The sequence below is a fragment of the Niallia circulans NBRC 13626 genome, assembly GCF_001591585.1.
Lineage (GTDB): Bacteria > Bacillota > Bacilli > Bacillales > Cytobacillaceae > Niallia > Niallia circulans.
This window is the reverse complement of record NZ_BCVE01000021.1, coordinates 1-18,744: the sequence shown is the minus strand read 5'-3', so window position 1 is coordinate 18,744 and position 18,744 is coordinate 1. Positions and strand designations below refer to the sequence as shown.

At 37.7% G+C, this 18,744-nt stretch carries 22 protein-coding genes and 1 other annotated feature; of the genes, 20 read left to right on the top strand and 2 right to left on the bottom strand.

Annotated elements, in window-relative coordinates:
- Positions 1–22 precede the first annotated feature (22 nt).
- Positions 23–270 (top strand) — a binding site (T-box leader).
- 136 nt (positions 271–406) lie between these two features.
- The 10 genes from BCI01S_RS19640 (at position 407) to BCI01S_RS19595 (ending at position 8,731) form a co-directional block, all read left to right on the top strand.
- A complete protein-coding gene (locus BCI01S_RS19640; protein WP_061800814.1) occupies positions 407–1,405 on the top strand; it encodes a tryptophan--tRNA ligase in 999 nt (332 codons plus the stop codon).
- A 233-nt stretch (positions 1,406–1,638) separates the two neighbouring features.
- Entirely contained in the window at positions 1,639–2,187 is a 549-nt protein-coding gene (locus BCI01S_RS19635) for a DUF3231 family protein (protein ID WP_047942665.1), read from the top strand.
- Between the two features lie 202 nt (positions 2,188–2,389).
- On the top strand, positions 2,390–2,764 hold the full coding sequence (locus BCI01S_RS19630; RefSeq protein ID WP_047942663.1) for a DUF2500 domain-containing protein: 375 nt from the start codon (positions 2,390–2,392) through the stop codon (positions 2,762–2,764).
- The gene (locus BCI01S_RS19625; protein ID WP_047942662.1) at positions 2,761–3,246 is read left to right on the top strand and encodes a GNAT family N-acetyltransferase; all 486 of its coding nucleotides are present in this window, start codon (positions 2,761–2,763) and stop codon (positions 3,244–3,246) included. Before BCI01S_RS19630 ends, BCI01S_RS19625 begins: the two co-directional genes overlap by 4 nt.
- A 119-nt stretch (positions 3,247–3,365) precedes the next feature.
- On the top strand, positions 3,366–4,295 hold the full coding sequence (locus BCI01S_RS19620) for an ABC transporter ATP-binding protein (RefSeq protein WP_061800813.1): 930 nt from the start codon (positions 3,366–3,368) through the stop codon (positions 4,293–4,295).
- On the top strand, positions 4,270–5,007 hold the full coding sequence (locus BCI01S_RS19615) for an ABC transporter permease (protein ID WP_047942659.1): 738 nt from the start codon (positions 4,270–4,272) through the stop codon (positions 5,005–5,007). The genes BCI01S_RS19620 and BCI01S_RS19615 overlap by 26 nt, the downstream gene beginning before the upstream one ends.
- 8 nt (positions 5,008–5,015) lie before the next feature.
- Positions 5,016–6,149, top strand: a complete 1,134-nt coding sequence (locus tag BCI01S_RS19610; RefSeq protein WP_047942658.1) for a sensor histidine kinase — start codon at positions 5,016–5,018, stop codon at positions 6,147–6,149.
- Positions 6,146–6,748, top strand: coding sequence for a response regulator transcription factor (locus BCI01S_RS19605; RefSeq protein ID WP_047942657.1), 603 nt, complete (start codon positions 6,146–6,148; stop codon positions 6,746–6,748). The genes BCI01S_RS19610 and BCI01S_RS19605 overlap by 4 nt, the downstream gene beginning before the upstream one ends.
- 430 nt (positions 6,749–7,178) lie before the next feature.
- On the top strand, positions 7,179–7,922 hold the full coding sequence (locus tag BCI01S_RS19600; RefSeq protein ID WP_047942655.1) for a Yip1 family protein: 744 nt from the start codon (positions 7,179–7,181) through the stop codon (positions 7,920–7,922).
- Positions 7,923–7,939: 17 nt separating this feature from the next.
- Positions 7,940–8,731, top strand: coding sequence for a metallophosphoesterase (locus BCI01S_RS19595; protein ID WP_201781399.1), 792 nt, complete (start codon positions 7,940–7,942; stop codon positions 8,729–8,731).
- Between the two features lie 45 nt (positions 8,732–8,776).
- Here the strand turns inward: BCI01S_RS19595 and BCI01S_RS19590 are convergent, their stop codons facing one another.
- A complete protein-coding gene (locus tag BCI01S_RS19590; RefSeq protein ID WP_061800812.1) occupies positions 8,777–9,346 on the bottom strand; it encodes an HAD hydrolase-like protein in 570 nt (189 codons plus the stop codon).
- Between the two features lie 89 nt (positions 9,347–9,435).
- Here BCI01S_RS19590 and BCI01S_RS25395 point away from each other — a divergent pair, with 89 nt between their 5' ends.
- The 10 genes from BCI01S_RS25395 (at position 9,436) to galU (ending at position 18,234) form a co-directional block, all read left to right on the top strand.
- Complete coding sequence (locus BCI01S_RS25395; protein WP_156485468.1) at positions 9,436–9,576, top strand: hypothetical protein; 141 nt, start codon at positions 9,436–9,438, stop codon at positions 9,574–9,576.
- A 2-nt stretch (positions 9,577–9,578) separates the two neighbouring features.
- Positions 9,579–9,731 (top strand): hypothetical protein, encoded by a 153-nt coding sequence (locus BCI01S_RS25390; RefSeq protein ID WP_156485467.1) that lies wholly within the window; start codon positions 9,579–9,581, stop codon positions 9,729–9,731.
- 383 nt (positions 9,732–10,114) lie between these two features.
- Entirely contained in the window at positions 10,115–10,861 is a 747-nt protein-coding gene (locus BCI01S_RS19585; protein WP_061800811.1) for a DUF2087 domain-containing protein, read from the top strand.
- A gap of 17 nt (positions 10,862–10,878) precedes the next feature.
- Positions 10,879–11,235 (top strand): GIY-YIG nuclease family protein, encoded by a 357-nt coding sequence (locus BCI01S_RS19580; protein WP_047942650.1) that lies wholly within the window; start codon positions 10,879–10,881, stop codon positions 11,233–11,235.
- Positions 11,236–11,376: 141 nt separating this feature from the next.
- Positions 11,377–11,889 (top strand): GNAT family N-acetyltransferase, encoded by a 513-nt coding sequence (locus BCI01S_RS19575; protein ID WP_047942647.1) that lies wholly within the window; start codon positions 11,377–11,379, stop codon positions 11,887–11,889.
- 12 nt (positions 11,890–11,901) lie between these two features.
- Complete coding sequence (locus BCI01S_RS19570) at positions 11,902–12,411, top strand: DinB family protein (RefSeq protein WP_061800810.1); 510 nt, start codon at positions 11,902–11,904, stop codon at positions 12,409–12,411.
- A 105-nt stretch (positions 12,412–12,516) separates the two neighbouring features.
- Positions 12,517–14,547 (top strand): Na+/H+ antiporter, encoded by a 2,031-nt coding sequence (locus BCI01S_RS19565; protein WP_061800809.1) that lies wholly within the window; start codon positions 12,517–12,519, stop codon positions 14,545–14,547.
- 140 nt (positions 14,548–14,687) lie between these two features.
- Positions 14,688–16,379, top strand: a complete 1,692-nt coding sequence (locus BCI01S_RS19560; protein WP_061800808.1) for an ATP-binding protein — start codon at positions 14,688–14,690, stop codon at positions 16,377–16,379.
- Between the two features lie 60 nt (positions 16,380–16,439).
- Positions 16,440–16,994 (top strand): YdhK family protein, encoded by a 555-nt coding sequence (locus tag BCI01S_RS19555; protein WP_047942644.1) that lies wholly within the window; start codon positions 16,440–16,442, stop codon positions 16,992–16,994.
- A gap of 343 nt (positions 16,995–17,337) precedes the next feature.
- The gene (gene galU, locus BCI01S_RS19550) at positions 17,338–18,234 is read left to right on the top strand and encodes a UTP--glucose-1-phosphate uridylyltransferase GalU (RefSeq protein WP_047942642.1); all 897 of its coding nucleotides are present in this window, start codon (positions 17,338–17,340) and stop codon (positions 18,232–18,234) included.
- A 78-nt stretch (positions 18,235–18,312) separates the two neighbouring features.
- Here the strand turns inward: galU and BCI01S_RS25665 are convergent.
- The coding region (locus tag BCI01S_RS25665) for a hypothetical protein (RefSeq protein ID WP_167555739.1) at positions 18,313–18,744 on the bottom strand (432 nt) is incomplete at its 5' end.

The window sequence follows — 18,744 nt, the reverse complement described above, 5'->3', positions numbered from 1 at the left end:
TATTTTACTATATATGTAATATTAATGAGCGATGAGGAAGAAGAGTAGGCAGTTGAAAGGTTTAAGAGAGCTGATGGTTGGTGCGAATCAGTACGGATTGATTGTTGAATGGGCTTCGGAGCTTCAAGGCTGAACCAATAGTAGGCTGCGCGGAAACGTCTTACCGTTAAAAAAGACAAAGTATAAGAAACGGCTATGTTTCTGTACGGATAAGTGCGTTTATCGGATATAAACGAATGAAGGTGGCACCACGGGTTACTCGTCCTTTTTTAGGATGAGTAGCCCTTTTTGTGTTTTATCCGATGCTTACCGTCCGTAAAGTTTCGAATGGTTCAACTACCCCATCAGCAGGAGGAAGAAGTCCCGCTGACGGAGGTTTCGCTTATAGAAAAGGGAGGATTATCAAATGGAGCAAATTGTCTTAACAGGTATTAAGCCAACTGGGCAGATTCATTTAGGGAACTATATAGGAGCAATTAAACCGGCTTTGAAGCTAGCAGAAAATAGCGATTATCAAGCTGCTTATTTTATTGCAGATTATCATGGTTTAACAAAAATTCACGATCGGGAAGAATTTCGAACATTAACATATGGAGTAGCAGCAACATGGTTAGCACTTGGATTGGATCCAGAAAAAACAATCTTTTATCGTCAATCGAATGTGCCCGAAATTTTTGAACTGAATTGGATATTAGCTTGCTTTTCGCCAAAGGGATTGATGAACCGAGCACATGCTTATAAAGGAATAGTTGATAGCAATAAACAAGCAGGGAAAGAGGTAGATAATGGGGTAAATATGGGATTATTTACGTACCCAATCTTGATGGCAGCTGATATTCTTGCATTTCAAGCAAATATGGTACCAGTCGGAAAAGATCAAATACAACATGTGGAAATTGCCCGCGATATTGCGGAAAGCTTTAATCACCAATATGGAGAGACATTTGTACTACCAGAATATATCGTAGATGAAGAAACAAGCATCTTGCCTGGCCTAGACGGTCGAAAAATGAGCAAAAGCTACCATAACACAATTCCGCTTTTTGAAGAACCGGCAAAGCTACAAAAGCTGATTAATAAAATCAAAACAGACTCGCTTCCGCCAGAAGCGCCGAAAGATACAGAATCGTCTATTCTATTCACGCTGTATAAGGAATTTGCTAGTGCCGAAGAAATAGCACAGATGCACAAAAAGTACGAAAGCGGAATCGGATGGGGTGAAGTGAAAAAAGAATTATTTGCTGTGATGAATCGATTCTTAGAAGAACCAAGAAAGAAATATCAGGAGTTAATGGCAAATCCGAAAAAAATAGATCTCATTCTCCAAAAAGGAGCAGAAAAAGCGAGAGCACGAACATTGCCATTTTTACAGGAAGTAAGAAAGCAGATCGGCGTGCTGCGCTGAGTGGAGAGCGGCAAGTAAAAGGGTGGAGAGCCGCAAGCAAAGTGAGGAGAGGAGCAAGTATAAGAGCCAGAGTCGCAAACAAAAGTATCAATAAGTTTTACTGTGAACTTAAATGGTCGCTCATTTGTGAGAAAAGGAGATTCTTTTCACTTTTCATCTCCCTTTTCTTTATTTTGAATAAACTGCCATCTAATTGTAAACATTATAGGTAAAAAACACTAAGAGGTGTAGTAATGGCACATAAGATGGAAGCGCTTCTTGACTATATTAAGACAAGATTTGATTCAGAACCGAAACCTTTGCTTCATATTGGAGAGGCGATGGGCTGCTGGACATATCATGCTGCAATTGCGGATGAAATTCCTGTACTTGAGATGGCACTTAATACAACGACAGATAATGTTTTAATCAAATTGCTTCATGAAGCAAAAGAATTAGCAACAGAACAGCGCAAAACATTAGAGAAGTTTATGATTAAGGAAGGCGTTCCCCTCTCAAGTTCTGCTGAGTCAAAGCCTAAGTCCGATCCGAATGCCGTGCCTTTAGGAGCGAAATCTACCGATATGGAGATAGCCAATTTACTGGCGGCAAAAGTAACAAGCAATATTGTTATGTGCTCCACTAATATTACGCAAAGTGTGCGCAGTGATGTCGGATTAATGTGGATTCGTTTCCATACGGAGAAAAGCATTTATGGGATGGAGTTAAAAACGAGAATGAGGGAACATGGATGGATTAAGATGCCGCCGAGCTTCTATCCTCCAGGTGCACCACAGCAGTAATTCAAAAATAAATATAAAAAATAAACTGTTCGAGTATATTAATAAAAAAGTCTAGTGCGGCGTAGCGCTAGATTTTTTTGTTGAAGAAAGCACAACCTTTTAGGAAAATGATGACTACCTTTTGAAACCTTTTCCCATATACATGCGTAATAGTGCTATTGGAACAAAAGAAAATAATCTTTTCATAAAAGGAGATTGGTCTATGGAAGAATTTTTGCTTGGTGGGGATATTATGTTTACAGTTGCACGTCTCTTTATTTTTCTTGTATTTGCTATTATTTTATTTAATGTTTTAAAGGGTATCTTTCAGTGGGGGGAAAATAATCGGCAGCCACATCTTACTTCTGCTGCGAAGGTAGTAGGCAAACGAACAAGTATTCACGGCGGAGGAAATACTCGTGCATATAATCACTATTTTGCCACATTTGAATTTACGAATGGAAATCGTACCGAATTTCAACTGAAAGACGAAGAATATGGCATGCTGGCTGAAGGGGACAGCGGGGAACTGCAATTTCAAGGCACAAGATATTTAGGATTCACGCGAAATAAAAGGACAGGGGAAAATAGCGGATGAATTACACTATCCAAAAGATGACAGAAGAGGCGGCCAGGGAAATCCTTAGCTGGACCTATCCCGTCCCCTATGATTTATATAATGGAGAAGTAACAGAAGAATCGTTACAAGAGTTTGCAGAAAACCTTTATTATGCGATTGAACAGGAGGGGAATCTAGTCGGATTCTATTGTACAGGCTTTGTTGCTCAGGTTCCAATTGGATATCTGTTTCAAGCATATCCAGAAGGATACCTCGATATCGGTCTTGGTATGCGTCCTGACTTAACAGGACAGGGACGGGGCATGGGCTTTATGCAATTTATTATCGATTCCATAGAAACTAATCAGCCGCTGCGCTTAACGGTTGCAGCCTTTAATAAACGAGCTAACGCCTTATATGAAAAATTTGGCTTTCGTAAAGTTTCTGCTTTTAAGAATGCAAATGATGTAGAGTTTTTCGTAATGACAAGAGAAGAAGGAAACAAACCGTGTTCTGGTTAGTAACCAGAGCATTTTTTTATAAAAAAATGACATTTGTCATCTTAAATTCCTGACATCTGCGACTAAACCGCCTCTTATTTGCTCGCTATACTAAGGATAATAGCTTGGAGGTGGAGTAGTTGGAAACAATTGTAGAGTTAAGGCACGTAACGAAAGAGTTTCAGGGAAAGAAGGCAGTTCATGATATTTCCTTTTCAATAAAACGTGGAGAAATGGTGGCAATCTTAGGAGCGAATGGCGCAGGGAAAACGACAGCGATGCGGATGATGCTTGGATTAATTAAACCTACCCGAGGGACTATCTCTCTTTTTCACAAGAATCCTAGACAAAAGGAAGTATTAGAAAAGGTAGGTGGGATGCTGCAGGAAGTTAGTGTGATGGACAGCTTGAAGGTAAAGGAGCTAATCCAATTAGTTCAAAGCTATTATCAAAGTCCGCTAGCGTTATCAACTCTGTTGGAACTAACAGGGCTTCAAGAAGAAGCTTGGAATCAACGGACGGAAAAGCTTTCTGGCGGGCAGAAACGACGCTTGAATTTTGCGTTGGCACTGGCAGGAAATCCTGATTTGTTGTTTTTAGATGAACCAACCGTGGGCATGGACGTAACGTCAAGAGAACAGTTTTGGCAAAAAATCAAAGAATTGAATAGACAAGGAAAGACAATCCTTTTTACAACCCATTACTTACAAGAAGCAGATGAAGTAGCGGAAAGAATTATTATGATTAATAAGGGGGAGGTAGTAGGCGACGGTACACCAGCACAATTGAAGGAAAAACTTACAAAACCAAGGGTAATGTTTCAGGAGAAATCTCCTTATAGTTTAAAATTCTACCGAGAATTGCCATATGTTGTGGATGTGCAGAAAGAGAAGGAGAAAGTAATGCTGACTGCTACAAATTCGGATCAGCTTTTACAAGAACTTTTCGATAGACAGTTGGATATTCAGCATATAGAAGTAAAGCTTGGTCGGTTAGAAGAGGTTTTCTCGCAGTTAATGGAAGATACGAAGGGGGTTAATGAGAATGAAATCTTTTTGGATGCAAAGTAAAGCGGAAATCGTCCGAACGCTTCGGAATAAATATTATATCTTTTGGTCCTTACTTATTCCCGTCCTTTTTTATTTTTTATTTACCAACATTTTCACAGCACCACGAGATGATGAGGCATTATGGAATGTACATTATTTAATGTCGATGACAACATTTAGCATTATGGGCTCTAGTATTATGACATTAGGAATCAAAATTGTGGAGGAAAAAGCAGAAGGGTGGACCATTTTCCTGCATATTACGCCCCTTTCCCAATTTGCTTACTTTGGAGCTAAGATGGTGGCACAAACTGTTATCCATTTATTTTCCATCATGGTGATATTTACGGCTGGAGTCCTTATTAATGCGGTTCATCTTTCTTTTTCTCAGTGGGTGCTTTGCGGAATCTGGATTCTCTTCGGATCCCTCCCGTTTCTAGCGCTTGGAACGATCGTCGGTAATATCAAAAAAGTAGAAACAGCTTCAGGAATTAGCAATCTATTATATATGTCTATGGCAATAACAGGAGGAATGTGGATGCCGATTGATGTGTTTCCATCCTTTATGCAGCAAGTGGCGAAATGGGTTCCTTCCTATCATTTTGCTAATGGAGCGTGGGAGATTATTAGAGATCAATATCCATCCTTTCTCAATTATCTGATGATTACCGGGTATCTTCTCCTATTTATGGTATTATCAATTTATATTGGAAAAAAACGAGAGGCGGTGTAAAGTCCAAAATGGATACCAAGAAGAAATTTGAGCTTTTTCCGAAAAGATATGGCTTTTTTCCTTATATCTTTTTAGTATACGTATTACTTCCGATTATTCAGGTAATGCAGGAGAATGGGATAAAGCAATTGATTGGTATCCTGCTTGTACTTGTTTTCCTCCTGGCTTATCGACAATTATACTGTCATATGGAAGAGAGTATATTTAATTATTGGCTGGTTGTGCAAATCTTGATAGTCATGTTTTTTAGTATCTTCTATGATCCTAATCTATTATTTATGGGGTATTTTCCTGCTAACTTTATCGGATATTACTCAGGCAAAAAGTACTTCTATTACTTTTACAGCCTTTTTGCCATTTCCTTGGTTATTCCAATTATCTTTAGTTGGAATGGTGTCAATCCTGAGTCTCTCTTTTTCTTAGTGCCGTTCTTTATCATTATGCTGATTTCTCCTTTTGGAATCCGCTCGATGAACCGACGGATGGATTTAGAAAGACAATTAGATATAGCGAATGAGCAAATTAGCCATCTTGTTAAAAGAGAAGAACGAATGAGAATTGCTCGAGATTTGCATGATACGCTCGGCCACACTTTATCCCTGCTGACATTAAAAAGCCAGCTTATCGCAAAAATGGTGCCAGCTCAACCAGATAGTGCCATACAAGAGGCAAAGGAAATGGAAAGCATATCACGATCAGCGTTAAAGCAAGTTCGTGAGCTTGTGTCTGATATGCGCGCCATAACCATTCGTGAAGCAATAGTAGAGATACAGACAGCTTTACAGACAGCAGAGATAGAAAGTGAACTAGCAATCGAACTAGAAGATGGAGAGGTCCCGCTTTTAACCCAGAATATTATTAGTCTCTGCTTAAAAGAAGCAGTAACAAATATAATCAGGCACAGTGCGGCAACCATCAGTAAAGTATCGATTCAACAACGTATAGGCGAGATAGAGCTTATCGTGCAGGATAATGGGAAAGGCGTGAAAGGGGATGAAACGCAAGGGAATGGATTAAAGGGAATGCGTGAAAGACTGGAATTGGTTGACGGAAAATGGAGTATGACGGCTAATTCGGGAACCACTCTGCACATCATTGTTCCCATTATTCGAAAGGAAAGAAGAGAGGAGGAGATATTGTGATACGAATTATCATCTCAGAAGACCAGCGCATGCTAAGAGGAGCATTAGGAACGTTGCTTAATTTTGAAGAGGATATGGAGGTCGTGGGACAAGCGGAAAATGGCGAACAGGCCTTAGAGCTAATAAAAAAATATAATCCAGACGTCTGTTTATTAGATATTGAAATGCCTATTAAAAGCGGTCTAGACGTGGCAGAGGAATTACAGAGGCAGAAATCTTCTTGTAAAGTGATTATTTTAACGACATTTGCGCGACCAGGATATTTTGAAAGAGCACTAAATGCCAATGTTCATGGCTATTTATTAAAGGATGGTCCCAGCGAGGAATTAGCAGAAGCTATTCGCAAAATCATGGACGGAAAAAGAGAGTTCGCCTCTGAACTGATTTTTGGCAGCATTGGAAAAGAAAATCCATTGTCAAAGCGCGAAAGAGAAATATTAGTACTGATTGAAGAAGGAAAATCGGTAAAGGAGCTTGCGGCAATGCTTTATTTATCTTCTGGAACGATTCGCAATTATATCTCAGAAGCAATCAGCAAATTAGGGGCAAAAAATCGAATGGAGGCCATTGCCGAGGCGAAGCGGAATGGTTGGTTATAATATAGCCCTCCTTCTCACGAATTCTTATTCCTCGCATCTTATAAAAGCTAAATGCCCCCACAGTGAGACAACAGCATGATCAATTTTCGAATACCATAAGCTCCATCCCAATAGGATAGTTAAAGAGAACGGGCTGGTTTGTCAAAATAGAAAATAAGTAAACTGCAATATGTTGCTGCCTGAAAAATATATAAGATAAGGATATCCACTCGTAATTATTTGAGACGGAAAAGAATAAGAATCTTCTTTTTGATAAAAGCATATAAAATCAATAATTGATTTTATCGTATGCTTAACAGCTAGGATAACCCACCTCAAGCAAACCGACTGATGGAAATTTTCCTTAACTTATGCCTATTTTCCAAAAATTTAACAATTTATTTTCTTATTTTGATAGAATATTAGTAACTATCCTTTAGGAGGAACAAATATGGTAGATAGTCAGAACTTTAGAAGGGGAATGGAATATGCCTTTATAAAACTAGCAGGAGCTGGTTTTGCGGCAACACTCTTTTTTTCTTATATTTTTCTATCAAGTTTCGATTTATATTTATTTTCACATGAAATTGAAAATCCATACTTTTGGATAGGCTTTTTTGGTTTCGGAATTCTTATTTCGATCGTAATAGATTGGATATCTAACTATTTTCCAAAGCTAGAATTACTATTATATATTGTGGTGGGAGTATGTCTTTTTTTGCCGATTATGTGGAATGTTCTACCTGTCCTTGCTATCGTTTCTGGTTTTAGCGCGATTTTATTCTATATAGGGATTAAAATAGCTGCTAAAGTAAGTTGGTTTAAGTGGATATTTGCCTGTACACCTATTCTCTTTCTTTTGTTAACAATCCCAGACTTCACGGTGAAAAAAGAATGGAATACAGTAAGAGGCGAACAGTCCTACGAAGCTTATTTTGCTTATTTTAACGGGGAGGATGAAGTCCCGATTAAAGCGAAAAAAGGGGAAAGGGTTACCATTCACATTGATTTTACCAATCGCAATGGCGGTGGCTTCGGGTATTATTTAATAGATGAAAAAAATCGAAGAATTGGCTTAAGTAATGAAGAGAAAAAAGTTTTAACCTTTGATGCAAAAAAAACAGAAACCTATAAGCTTATTGTGACCGGAGATGGATTACAAGGCGGTTTTGAGGTGAACTGGGAGAAAGAGTGAATATAGTGAGAAAAAGAATGTTGCTTCTTGCTAGTTTAATAGGCATCTGTATATTTTTTTCATACTACCAGAATAATCATTTATCGACCTCGAGCTTTACTCTCTCGTCTCTCAAAATAACAAAGCCGATAAAAATAGTGCAGTTATCGGACCTACATAGTAAGCAATTTGGAAAAGAGCAACAGCGTTTAATACAGCAAGTAAAAAAGCTAAACCCAGACCTGATCGTTTTCACTGGAGACCTTGTGGATTCAAAAAAATACGATGAACAAAAAAGTATGACATTAATGGAAAGACTTGTCCAGCTTGCGCCAACGTATTATGTAACAGGCAATCATGAATACTGGTCAGGGGAATTTCCGTCATTAGAAGCGAAATTAAAACATGCAGGCGTGTTTGTGTTAAGAAATGAACAGACACTTGTAAAGGTTGGAGGAGAAACGATTAATATTATCGGTGTAGATGATCCAACCTTTTTATCTGGAGAGGATAATCTAGCTGAAATACTAGGTGGCCTGAAGGATGAAGAACATTTCAATTTGCTGTTGTCCCATCGGCCAGAGCTTTTTTCTCTCTATGAAAAAATAGATTTAGCTTTAACAGGACATGCACATGGTGGTCAAGTAAGATTGCCCTTTATCGGTGGAATTGTCGCTCCAGATCAAGGCTTCATGCCAGAATATACAGCTGGTATGTATAAAAAAGCAGACACAGCAATGATTGTGAATAGAGGCTTAGGAAATAGCATCATTCCCCAGCGAATTTTTAATCGTCCTGAAATTATCGAAGTAGTGTTGGAAAAAGAGTAAAGAGCATTCCGAGATGTAAGGGGATGCTCTTTATTATCTTAATAGTTACGCTTTCATCGGGTATACTTTGAAAAAATCAGCAAAGTCTGATAGATGAAAGTCAGCAAATTCACATTGATTTTGAAATATACAAGTTTGTATCCCTAATTCCTTAGCTGGAATTAAATCCAGTTCTCTATCACCAATAGCTAAGTCAATGGAATACTTCGTGTGCAAATATTGATAGGCATTAACCGCAGGCTTCCGCGGAAAACCATTCTTCAATGTTACTATTTCAGCAAAATAACGCTCCCACCCATAGTGCCGAAGAAAATTTACCACACCGTCATAGCTTTTATGCGTCATAATCACATTTATTTCCGCAGTTTTCAAAATCTCCTCTACCCCTGTAAAAGGTTTCACCTCATCCGCAGCAATTCCTTTATTCATAAGCTTAATCTCATTTCGCTGCTGCTCTGATATGTTGAAATATTCCATCGCATGAGAAAAAGATACTTTTAGCTCTTTATAAATACCGGCCTTGTCCACCTTTTCACCCAATACCTTATAAATAATATTTGTATAAGCAGGATACGTATCAAACAACGTACCATCAAAATCCCAAAGAATATTCATCCATATATCCTCCAATAAAAGCAGTTTCTTTCATGGTAGTACACTTGTTTGGGAATGTCCATTCAGAGATTGTTAGATAGAGAGCTAAGATGAAAGAGGGCTGGGAAGAGAAAGGTGGTGTTCATAGTGCAGATGAAAGCCAAAAAGGAGAGCAGGGAAGAGAAAAAGGTGTTCATAACGGTGATGAAAACCGAAAAGGAGAGCAGGGAAGAGAAAAAAGGTGTTCATAACGGTGATGAAAACCGAAAAGGAGAGCAGGGAAGAAAAAAAGGTGTTCATAACGGTGATGAAAACCGAAAAGGAGAGCAGGGAAGAGAAAGATGGTGTTCATAACGGTGATGAAAACCGAAAAGGAGAGCAGGGGAGAGAAAGGTGGTGTTCATAGCGCAGATGAAAACCAAAAAGGAGAGCAGGGAAGAGAAAGGTGGTGTTCATAACGTTGATGAAAACCAAAAAGGAGAGCAGGGAAGAGAAAGATGGTGTTCATAGCGTTGATGAAAACCAAAAAGGAGAGCTGGAAAGGGACAAGTGGTGTTCAGAGCACAGATGAAAGCCAAAAAATAGAATAGAGAAGAAAAATAGCTTGCATAACCTAACTCCAATAGAAGCTGAAAAAGAAAGAAACCCCAAAGCCTCAAAACACGCCAAAGACTCAACAACAAAAAACTCCTAAGACTATTGACGATTACCCAAAGTAGGTTTAATATTTAACTAACGTAAATGATAATTGTTTGTAAAACAACAAACGAATTAATGGAGTGTTTATAAATGAATGTTTCATCTTATTTTCAAAATGCAACGATTGATGAATTAAAAAAGGGTTATATTGAGAATTCAGATTCGTATCTTTGTCTTTTATGTGGGGAGGAGATCGAGAAAGGGATTATCTACCCGGAAGACGGCAGATTATATGAAGCGGAAAAGTACATGAAGCGTCATATCGAGGATGTCCATCAATCAGTTTTTCATTTTTTACTAAGCTTAGATAAAAAGATGACAGGGTTAACGGAGCATCAGACAAAATTGTTGGAGCTGTTTTATCAGGGAAAAAGGGATGAAGAAGTGAAAGCAGAGTTGGAAATCGGCAGTGCTTCAACCATTCGGCATCATCGTTTTGCTCTTAAGGAAAAAGAAAGGCAGGCGAAAAATTTTCTGGCAATAATGGAGCTGCTGAAGGAAAAGGACCATCATGCGCCAAGCTTTGTCCCTGTTCATCCTACTGCTGCAATGGTAGACGACAGATATAATATCACGGAAGAAGAGCAGGGAAAAATAGCAGCAAAATATTTCAACAATGGTATATTAAGTAAATTCCCGATCAAACAAAAGCAGAAATTAGGGGTTCTTCGGGAAATAGCGAAGTATTTAGAAGGGCAAGAAAACTACACGGAGAAGCAATTGAATCAGCATTTAAAAACAATTTACCCTGACTATGTTCTTATCAGAAGATATTTAATCGAATACGGATTTCTTGACCGTAAAGCAGATGGAAGTCTTTACTGGTTAAAAAAGTAAAAGAAAGGTGAATCACAATGGACCGAAAAAAAGAGCTGAAAATGCAATATAAAGAAATTCCGGTCGAAGCCGGTATTTATACAATTACTAATAAGAAGAATGGGAAAGTCTGTGTCGTTAGTACAAGAAATTTCAAAACCATTAATGGCGTGAAATTCTCCTTGGAAAATGGCGGATATGCAAATAAAAAATTGGTGGATGAATGGAAGCAATACGGCAAAGAAGCATTTTCCTTTGAGATAGTAGAAGTATTAAAGCCGAAGAAAGATGATCCTTATTACAATGAAAAGGAAGAGCTGGCTAAGTTGGAAGAAAAGTGGCTGGAGAAATTACAGCCGTTTGGAGATAGTGGTTATAATAGCAGGAAAGAGTAAGGGATGTCTTTAATAGGACATCTTTTTTCATTAGATAAAGTAAAAAATACTTTCATTTTTCGTCCCTAATTGGTATCTTACTTAATAAGATTATAAAATTTGATGGAATTTTTCAAATTATAGAAAAAAGGGGATATGGCAATGATCCGTGAGATGAAGGAAACAGATTTAGAAGAGGTTTTGGAAATATATAATGATGCCATTTTACATACAACGGCCGTATATGGTTATCGTGCCCATTCCTTAGAAGACAGAAAAGCATGGTATAACCAGAAGCTGGAGGGCGGATATCCTCTTTTTGTTTTCGAGGAGGCTGGGAAGGTGCTTGGTTTTGCAACATATGGACCATTTCGAGCATGGCCAGCTTATAAATATTCGATTGAGCATTCGGTGTATGTTCATAAAGAAGCAAGAAAAAGAGGAATTGGTACACACTTATTAAAAGCTCTGATTGAGCGGGCGGAAGAAGAGGAGTATGCAACCCTTATTGCCGGAATTGACAGTACGAATAAAGGAAGTATCTTTATTCATGAGAAATTAGGATTTACGTATTCAGGCACGATAAAAAAGGCAGGCTATAAATTTGAGAAATGGTTAGATTTAGCCTTTTATCAGCTAGAATTAACAGGACCTAAATCTCCAGTAGAAGAATAAGGGGGAGTCAGCATGATAAGACCAGCCATTAGTGATTATCCAGAACATTATCGGGAGTATATAGGCTTAGTTCCAGAGGGAGATATAATTGCTTTAATTAATGCTCAAATAGAAGAAACAGTTGCTTATATAAAGGAAAACGAAGACCGACGTGATTTTCGCTATGCAGATGGAAAGTGGTCATTCATCGAAGTGGTTGGTCATATGAGCGATACGGAGAGAATTCAGGCATATCGCTTAATGCGGATTGCTCGAGGAGATAAAACGCAATTAGCCGGTTATGATGATGAGGACTATGTGGAGAATGCCCATTTTTCGACAAGAACAATAGATGATCTATTAGAAGAATTAGTGGCAGTCCGCAAATCTACGGTAAGCTTGTTGAAAGGCCTTCCAGAAGATGCTTGGGAAAACAGGGGTTTTGCTAATAACGGAGAATTTACTGTCATGGCCCTTGCTTATATTATTGCCGGGCATGAGCTTCATCATTTGAAACTGATTAAAGAAAGATACATGGTTTAATTATGAAGGGAGGTTCCTGTTGGGAATCTCTTTTTAATCTCTTTCCAACATAATCTACATAAAAAGGAGAAAAACTAGCATAAGAATCTGCAAGGAGACAACAAGATGGAGTTATTAATAACAATCATTTTATTATTATTTTGTTTACTGATTTCGAATATTGTCAGTCATTATCTTCCCTCTATCCCAACTGCCTTAACGCAAATTGCATTTGGAGTAGTGATGGCACTTCTCTTCTCCGATTTTGAGCTTGAATTAGAGGCAGAGTGGTTTTTGCTCTTGTTTGTTGCCCCTTTGCTCTATAACGATGGCAGGCATTTTCCAAGAGAAGAGCTATGGAAGATGCGTACTTCTATTTTAGGGAATGCTATTATCTTAGTATTGCTTACGACTATCGTTGGCGGTTATTTTGTTCATTGGCTTATTCCCAGTATCCCACTTGCGGCGGCCTTTGCTTTAGCGGCAATTTTATCCCCGACAGATCCAGTAGCTGTCAATGGGATTGCGAAACGTATTCATATTCCAGCAAGCGTGCTCAACCTTGTAAGAGGAGAATCGCTGATTAATGATGCTTCAGGGCTAGTGGCATTTAATTATGCGGTTGCTGCTGTTGTCACAGGATACTTCTCGATTACAGAGGCATTGACTGATTTCACGTATACCTTTTTCATTGGAGCTGTAGCAGGACTTGTTTTAAGTCTTCTTATTATCATAATCCGTTTTATTTTACGAAAACAGGGAATCCAGGATGTTACATTCCACTCTTTGTTACAGGTGCTGACACCGTTTCTAATTTTTATTATAGCTGAGGAAATGCTCCATGCTTCTGGGGTGATTGCTGTTGTAGTAGGTGGAATTATTCACTCCTTAGTGAGTGAAAGAACAGAAACGATGCTTGCGGAGGAACAGGTATTAACGGAAAATATTTGGTCTATCGTTATCTTTATTCTTAATGGAATAGTCTTCTTATTACTCGGGTTAAATATCCCATCTTCTATTGTGGATACAGTGGAAGATCCTTCTTTAAGTAATTGGTTAATTATCGGATATGTCATGTTAATTGGGATTGTTATTCTTGGCATTCGCTTTTTCTGGTCCTATTTATTTTCCATTTATGAATATAAAGCGAACAAGACAAGAGAAAGCGAAAAGCCGAGTATGAAGCATACTTTACTGGTCAGTCTGACAGGAGTCCGCGGGGCGGTAACAATGGCAGGGGTACTGTCGATCCCCTTTGTCATCCATACTGGCCAAGGATTTCCGGAGCGTTCCTTAATTCTCTTTCTAGCTGCAGGTGTTATCATGTTCACTTTACTTGCAGCTACGATATTTTTGCCATTCCTTAGTAAAAATAGTGGAGAGACAGAAATAAATGATGAAGAACTAGTAATCAGAGCAAAGAAAAAGCTTATGCTTTCCACTATTGATAAGCTTTATTTAGAAATGAATGAAGAAAATACAGCAGCTGCTTATGAACTAATTGATGAATATAAACGACGCATTCAGCAGTTAAATTATCAAGTGGCAAGAACAGAAGAGGAAGAGAATAAATATTCAGCCTTGGTTGAAATTAGGTTGCGCGCCTTAAAAGAAGAACGTAACTATGTACACCATTTAGTAAAAGAGGAAAAAATTTCAGAAGAAGTGTTTGCGATTTTTGAAAAATCATTGGACTATCGCGAAGAAATACTATGCACCAATGTGCAAACTGGGACGAGATTTCTGTTTGGAAAGGCCATGAGAGGCTGGAAACGCTTTGTGCGGAAACACCGCGGTAATAAACGTGATCGAAGAGAACAAATTCGTATCAGCAAAGAGGTGCTATTAAATTCGATGAAATCTGCTCTTTCCTATTTAGAACAATGGAAAGAGACAGCGGAACATAAACAGCAAGTAGAATCCGTTATTTTAGAATACCGACGGATGGTCGATCGCTGGGAAAAACAACCATCAGCATCATTTAATGAAAAGCTGCAGGAACAAATAGAAGAATTACGTCTAGGCATCGTGGATCAGCAACGCGCAGCCATACAGCAAATGTATGAAAAAGGAGAAATAAATCGAGAACAGACGAAAGAACTTCGTAGATTTGTTCATTATATTGAGAGTGTAACCTTGTATGAATATGAAGAATAGACGGAGAGAGAGTTCCTTCCTGCATAGTGAGGAACTCTCTCTCTATTTTTGAAAAAATAATAAATTCATCCAAATAGTCGGAAATTTACATGCTATAATAAAAGGATATTAAACTTTATAAAGAAAGTTGGGGGTTTTTAATGGCTGTATATACTCCTCAGACAAGGTTTCATCCAGAGGTTGCTCTTACAAATCTCTCTGATATGACAAGTGGTGCCCATGTCTTATACTTAACGAACGACGAAGATAAATACATAACTAATGCGGCGTCCTTCTTAAAAACCGGTCTGCTTTTGGAGCAAATAGTAATTTTTGTCGATCAGCAGAAAATATGGCCACTAATAATAAAAAAGTTGGAAGCGAACGGATTACATACTAAGCTAATTGATAAAATAAACTTTATTGATAGTGAAGATGTTTATTTTAAAAACGGAGAACTATGTTTGGAGAATATAATGGAGGCAAGCAAAGACTTGGTTGATCCTACCCTATTTTTCAATAAAGAAATTACCATCCGTTATTGGGGGAAAATAATACCAAGACTCTTAAGTGAAAAAAGTAACATAGATAAATTACTTCAATACGAGGATAAAGTAGATGAGTACATAAGGGATTATCATAATTATACGGTATGTGTCTATGACGGGATGGAATTATCTGCAAGCAATTATATAAGCTTAAAAAAGTACCATCCATATGTGATGACAGATACGGAATTTACCTTATCCAGTGTTTATGAAAAAGAAATCTTACCTCCATCCCCCGTGCGAAATGGTAAATATGAAGAGACGATTGCCAACCTACAATTAGCACAAACCTACTATTCCCGGCTAGTAGAGGACATGCTAGACGCGGTATTTATTACTTCCAACAATATTATTATGTATGTAAATAAAGCAGCTGCAAAGTTATTAGATGCAGAAGATCTTGTCGGAAAGTCAGCTTACGAGATTATGGAGCCAGATTTCCTAGAAAACTATTTAGATAAATCTAGAAATATATGGAAAGAAGAAATTTCTACTCCATATGAAATGCAGTTGATTACCTCAAAAGGAAAAAAGGTAGAGGTAGAAGTTTTAGCTTATCCGTTTCTTTTTGAAGATTTAAGTTCCACCGTTATTATCATTGCACGAGATATAAGTGTTAGAAAAGAGAACCAGCAGCTGCAGATAAAAAATGAAAAACTAGGAATAGCAGGACAACTAGCAGCAAGTATTGCCCATGAAATTAGAAATCCTCTTACGGCCATTAAAGGTTTTTTAAAGCTGGCATACCAAGGGGCGATGAAATTAGATGATATTTATCCAATCCTTGATCTTGAAATCAATCGAATCGAAACAATTGCAAGCGAGCTAATGTTTTTAGGAAAACCAGCCAGATCAGAAATTAAAGAAACAAACATTGGAAAAATTCTTCTCGATGTCTACACCTTAATGCAATCACAAGCCAATTTAGATAATGTTGTCATTAATTTAGATACATATGGAGATCATTTAAATACATTATGCAATGTAGATCAGATTAAACAAGTTTTTATCAATTTGGTCAAAAATGCGATTGAAGCAATGGATAATGGCGGCATCATAAATATGGAAGCAAAGCTTGATGGAAAATGGGTAGTTGTTACTATTACTGATAATGGGAAGGGAATACCAGATGAAATAAAGAATAAGCTGGGGGAACCTTTTTACACAACAAAGGAAAAAGGAACCGGGCTAGGGCTAGTAATCTGCTATAACATTATCGCAGAACATAAGGGCAAAATAGATTATGTCTCAGAAGATGGAATGGGTACCACATTCACGATTCAATTACCTCTCGCTAATAAATAGACGTATGTTTAAAATAACCTCTAAAGTGAAAGAATTCATAATAATAGAGGAGGTAATGAAATGAAAAGTAGGCATTTTTACATGGCGGCGGTTTTTGCCGTACTGTTACTATTTTACGGTTGTTCATCTGGTGAAAAAAATAGCGATAGTGAAAATCTATCTACGCAAACCCAGCATGAACACAAAGAAACGGGATCTTCAGATATTCCCGATGGCCTAGAGCCAGCATCAGATCCAACTTATAAAGAAGGCAGTCAAGTCATCTTAAAGGCAGATCACATGGAAGGAATGGACGGAGCAGAAGCGACGATATTAAATGCATTTAACACGATTGCGTATGAAGTGACTTACACTCCGACAACAGGTGGAAAACCAGTCAAGCATCATAAATGGGTTATTCAAGAGGAAATAAAAGATGCTGGGAATGAAATGCTTGAAAAAGGGACAGAGGTTACATTAGAAGCAGATCATATGAAAGGGATGAAAGGTGCAAAAGCGACGATTGATTCCGCTGAGAACACAACCGTATATATGGTAGATTATCAACCGGCAACAGGCGGCAATATGGTAACAAATCACAAGTGGGTCACCGAAGAAGAAGTATATCCGGAATAATTATTAGAAGAAAAGGGTTGTTATTACAACTCTTTTTTTGTATGGTAGAATAATAAGTTTTCTGAATATTAAAGGTGTAATAAATGCATTTAAGGGATAATTTGACAAAATATTGTAAAAAGTGATAAGTTATTAAAAAATACATAACAACTATTCTCAAAGAGAAGCTGAAGTGATATAATGATTGTACGTTATGAAGAACGGATTAACACTTAATATAATTTTATAAAGAACAACCTTGTGTTTTTTACTAATAATTTACAAAGAAGAAATTCGTATTTGAATTCCTTTGTAACAAAAAAATGGTATAATCAAAAGTGAATTGCTTAAAGGAGGAAATAAGTTGAAAAAAGTAAGAAAAGCGATCATTCCAGCCGCTGGTCTAGGTACTAGATTTTTGCCTGCAACGAAAGCGATGCCGAAAGAAATGTTACCAATTGTCGATAAACCTACAATTCAATATATCGTAGAGGAAGCAATTGCTTCTGGTATTGAAGATATTATTATCGTTACCGGTAAAGGAAAAAGAGCGATTGAAGATCACTTCGATTACGCACATGAATTAGAACAGAATCTTCGTGATAAAGAGAAATTTGAGTTGCTTGAGAAAGTTCAATATTCTTCAAATCTTGCAGATATTCATTATATTAGACAAAAAGAGCCAAAAGGTTTAGGACATGCTGTATGGTGTGCAAAAAGCTTTATTGGCGATGAGCCATTTGCTGTTTTACTTGGTGACGATATCGTGCAGAGCGATACACCATGCTTAAAACAATTAATTGACCAATACGAAGAAACACATGCTTCTGTTATTGGCGTTCAAACAGTGTCAGAAAATGAAACACACCGTTACGGAATTGTCGATCCAGGTGAGAGCGAAGGAAGAAGATACCAGGTAAATAATTTCATTGAAAAACCAGCTCCTGGAACAGCACCTTCTAACCTAGCAATCATGGGTCGCTATGTGTTAACGCCAGAAATCTTCATGTACTTGGAAAATCAACAAACAGGTGCAGGCGGAGAAATCCAATTAACAGATGCCATCCAACAATTAAACCAAATTCAACGTGTTTTTGCTTATGATTTCGAAGGAGATCGTTATGACGTTGGTGAAACATTAGGATTCGTTAAAACAACATTAGAATTTGCTTTACGACGAGATGAAATGCGAGAAGAAATTATTGAATATATGAAAGCAGTACTGGATAAAGCTGATCTAGATAAAATCAAAGTATTGTAATAAGAGAACGTCTTTTGGATGTAGATCAACTGCATGTGAGAGGCGTTTTTGTTTGGAATTTGTGGGAGTGAGGGGGGATTAGTTAGTGGCTGGTGGTTTGGCTGATAAATCTGAAGTTTGGCTGATAAATCTGAAGTTTGGCTGAAAAATCTGAAGTTTGGCTGAAAAATCTGAAGTTTGGCTGAAAAATCTGAAGTTTGGCTGAAAAATCTGAAGTTTGGCTGAAAAATCTGAAGTTTGGCTGAAAAATCTGAAGTTTGGCTGATAAGTACTGAAGTTTGGCTGATAAGTACTGAGGTTTGGCTGATAAGTACTGAAGTTTGGCTGAAAAATCTGAAGTTTGGCTGAAAAATCTGAAGTTTGGCTGATAAATCTGAAGTTTGGCTGATAAGTACTGAAGTTTGGCTGATAAGTACTGAAGTTTGGCTGATAAATCTGAAGTTTGGCTGATAAATCTGAAGTTTGGCTGATAAATACTGAAGTTTGGCTGATAAATACTGAAGTTTGGGG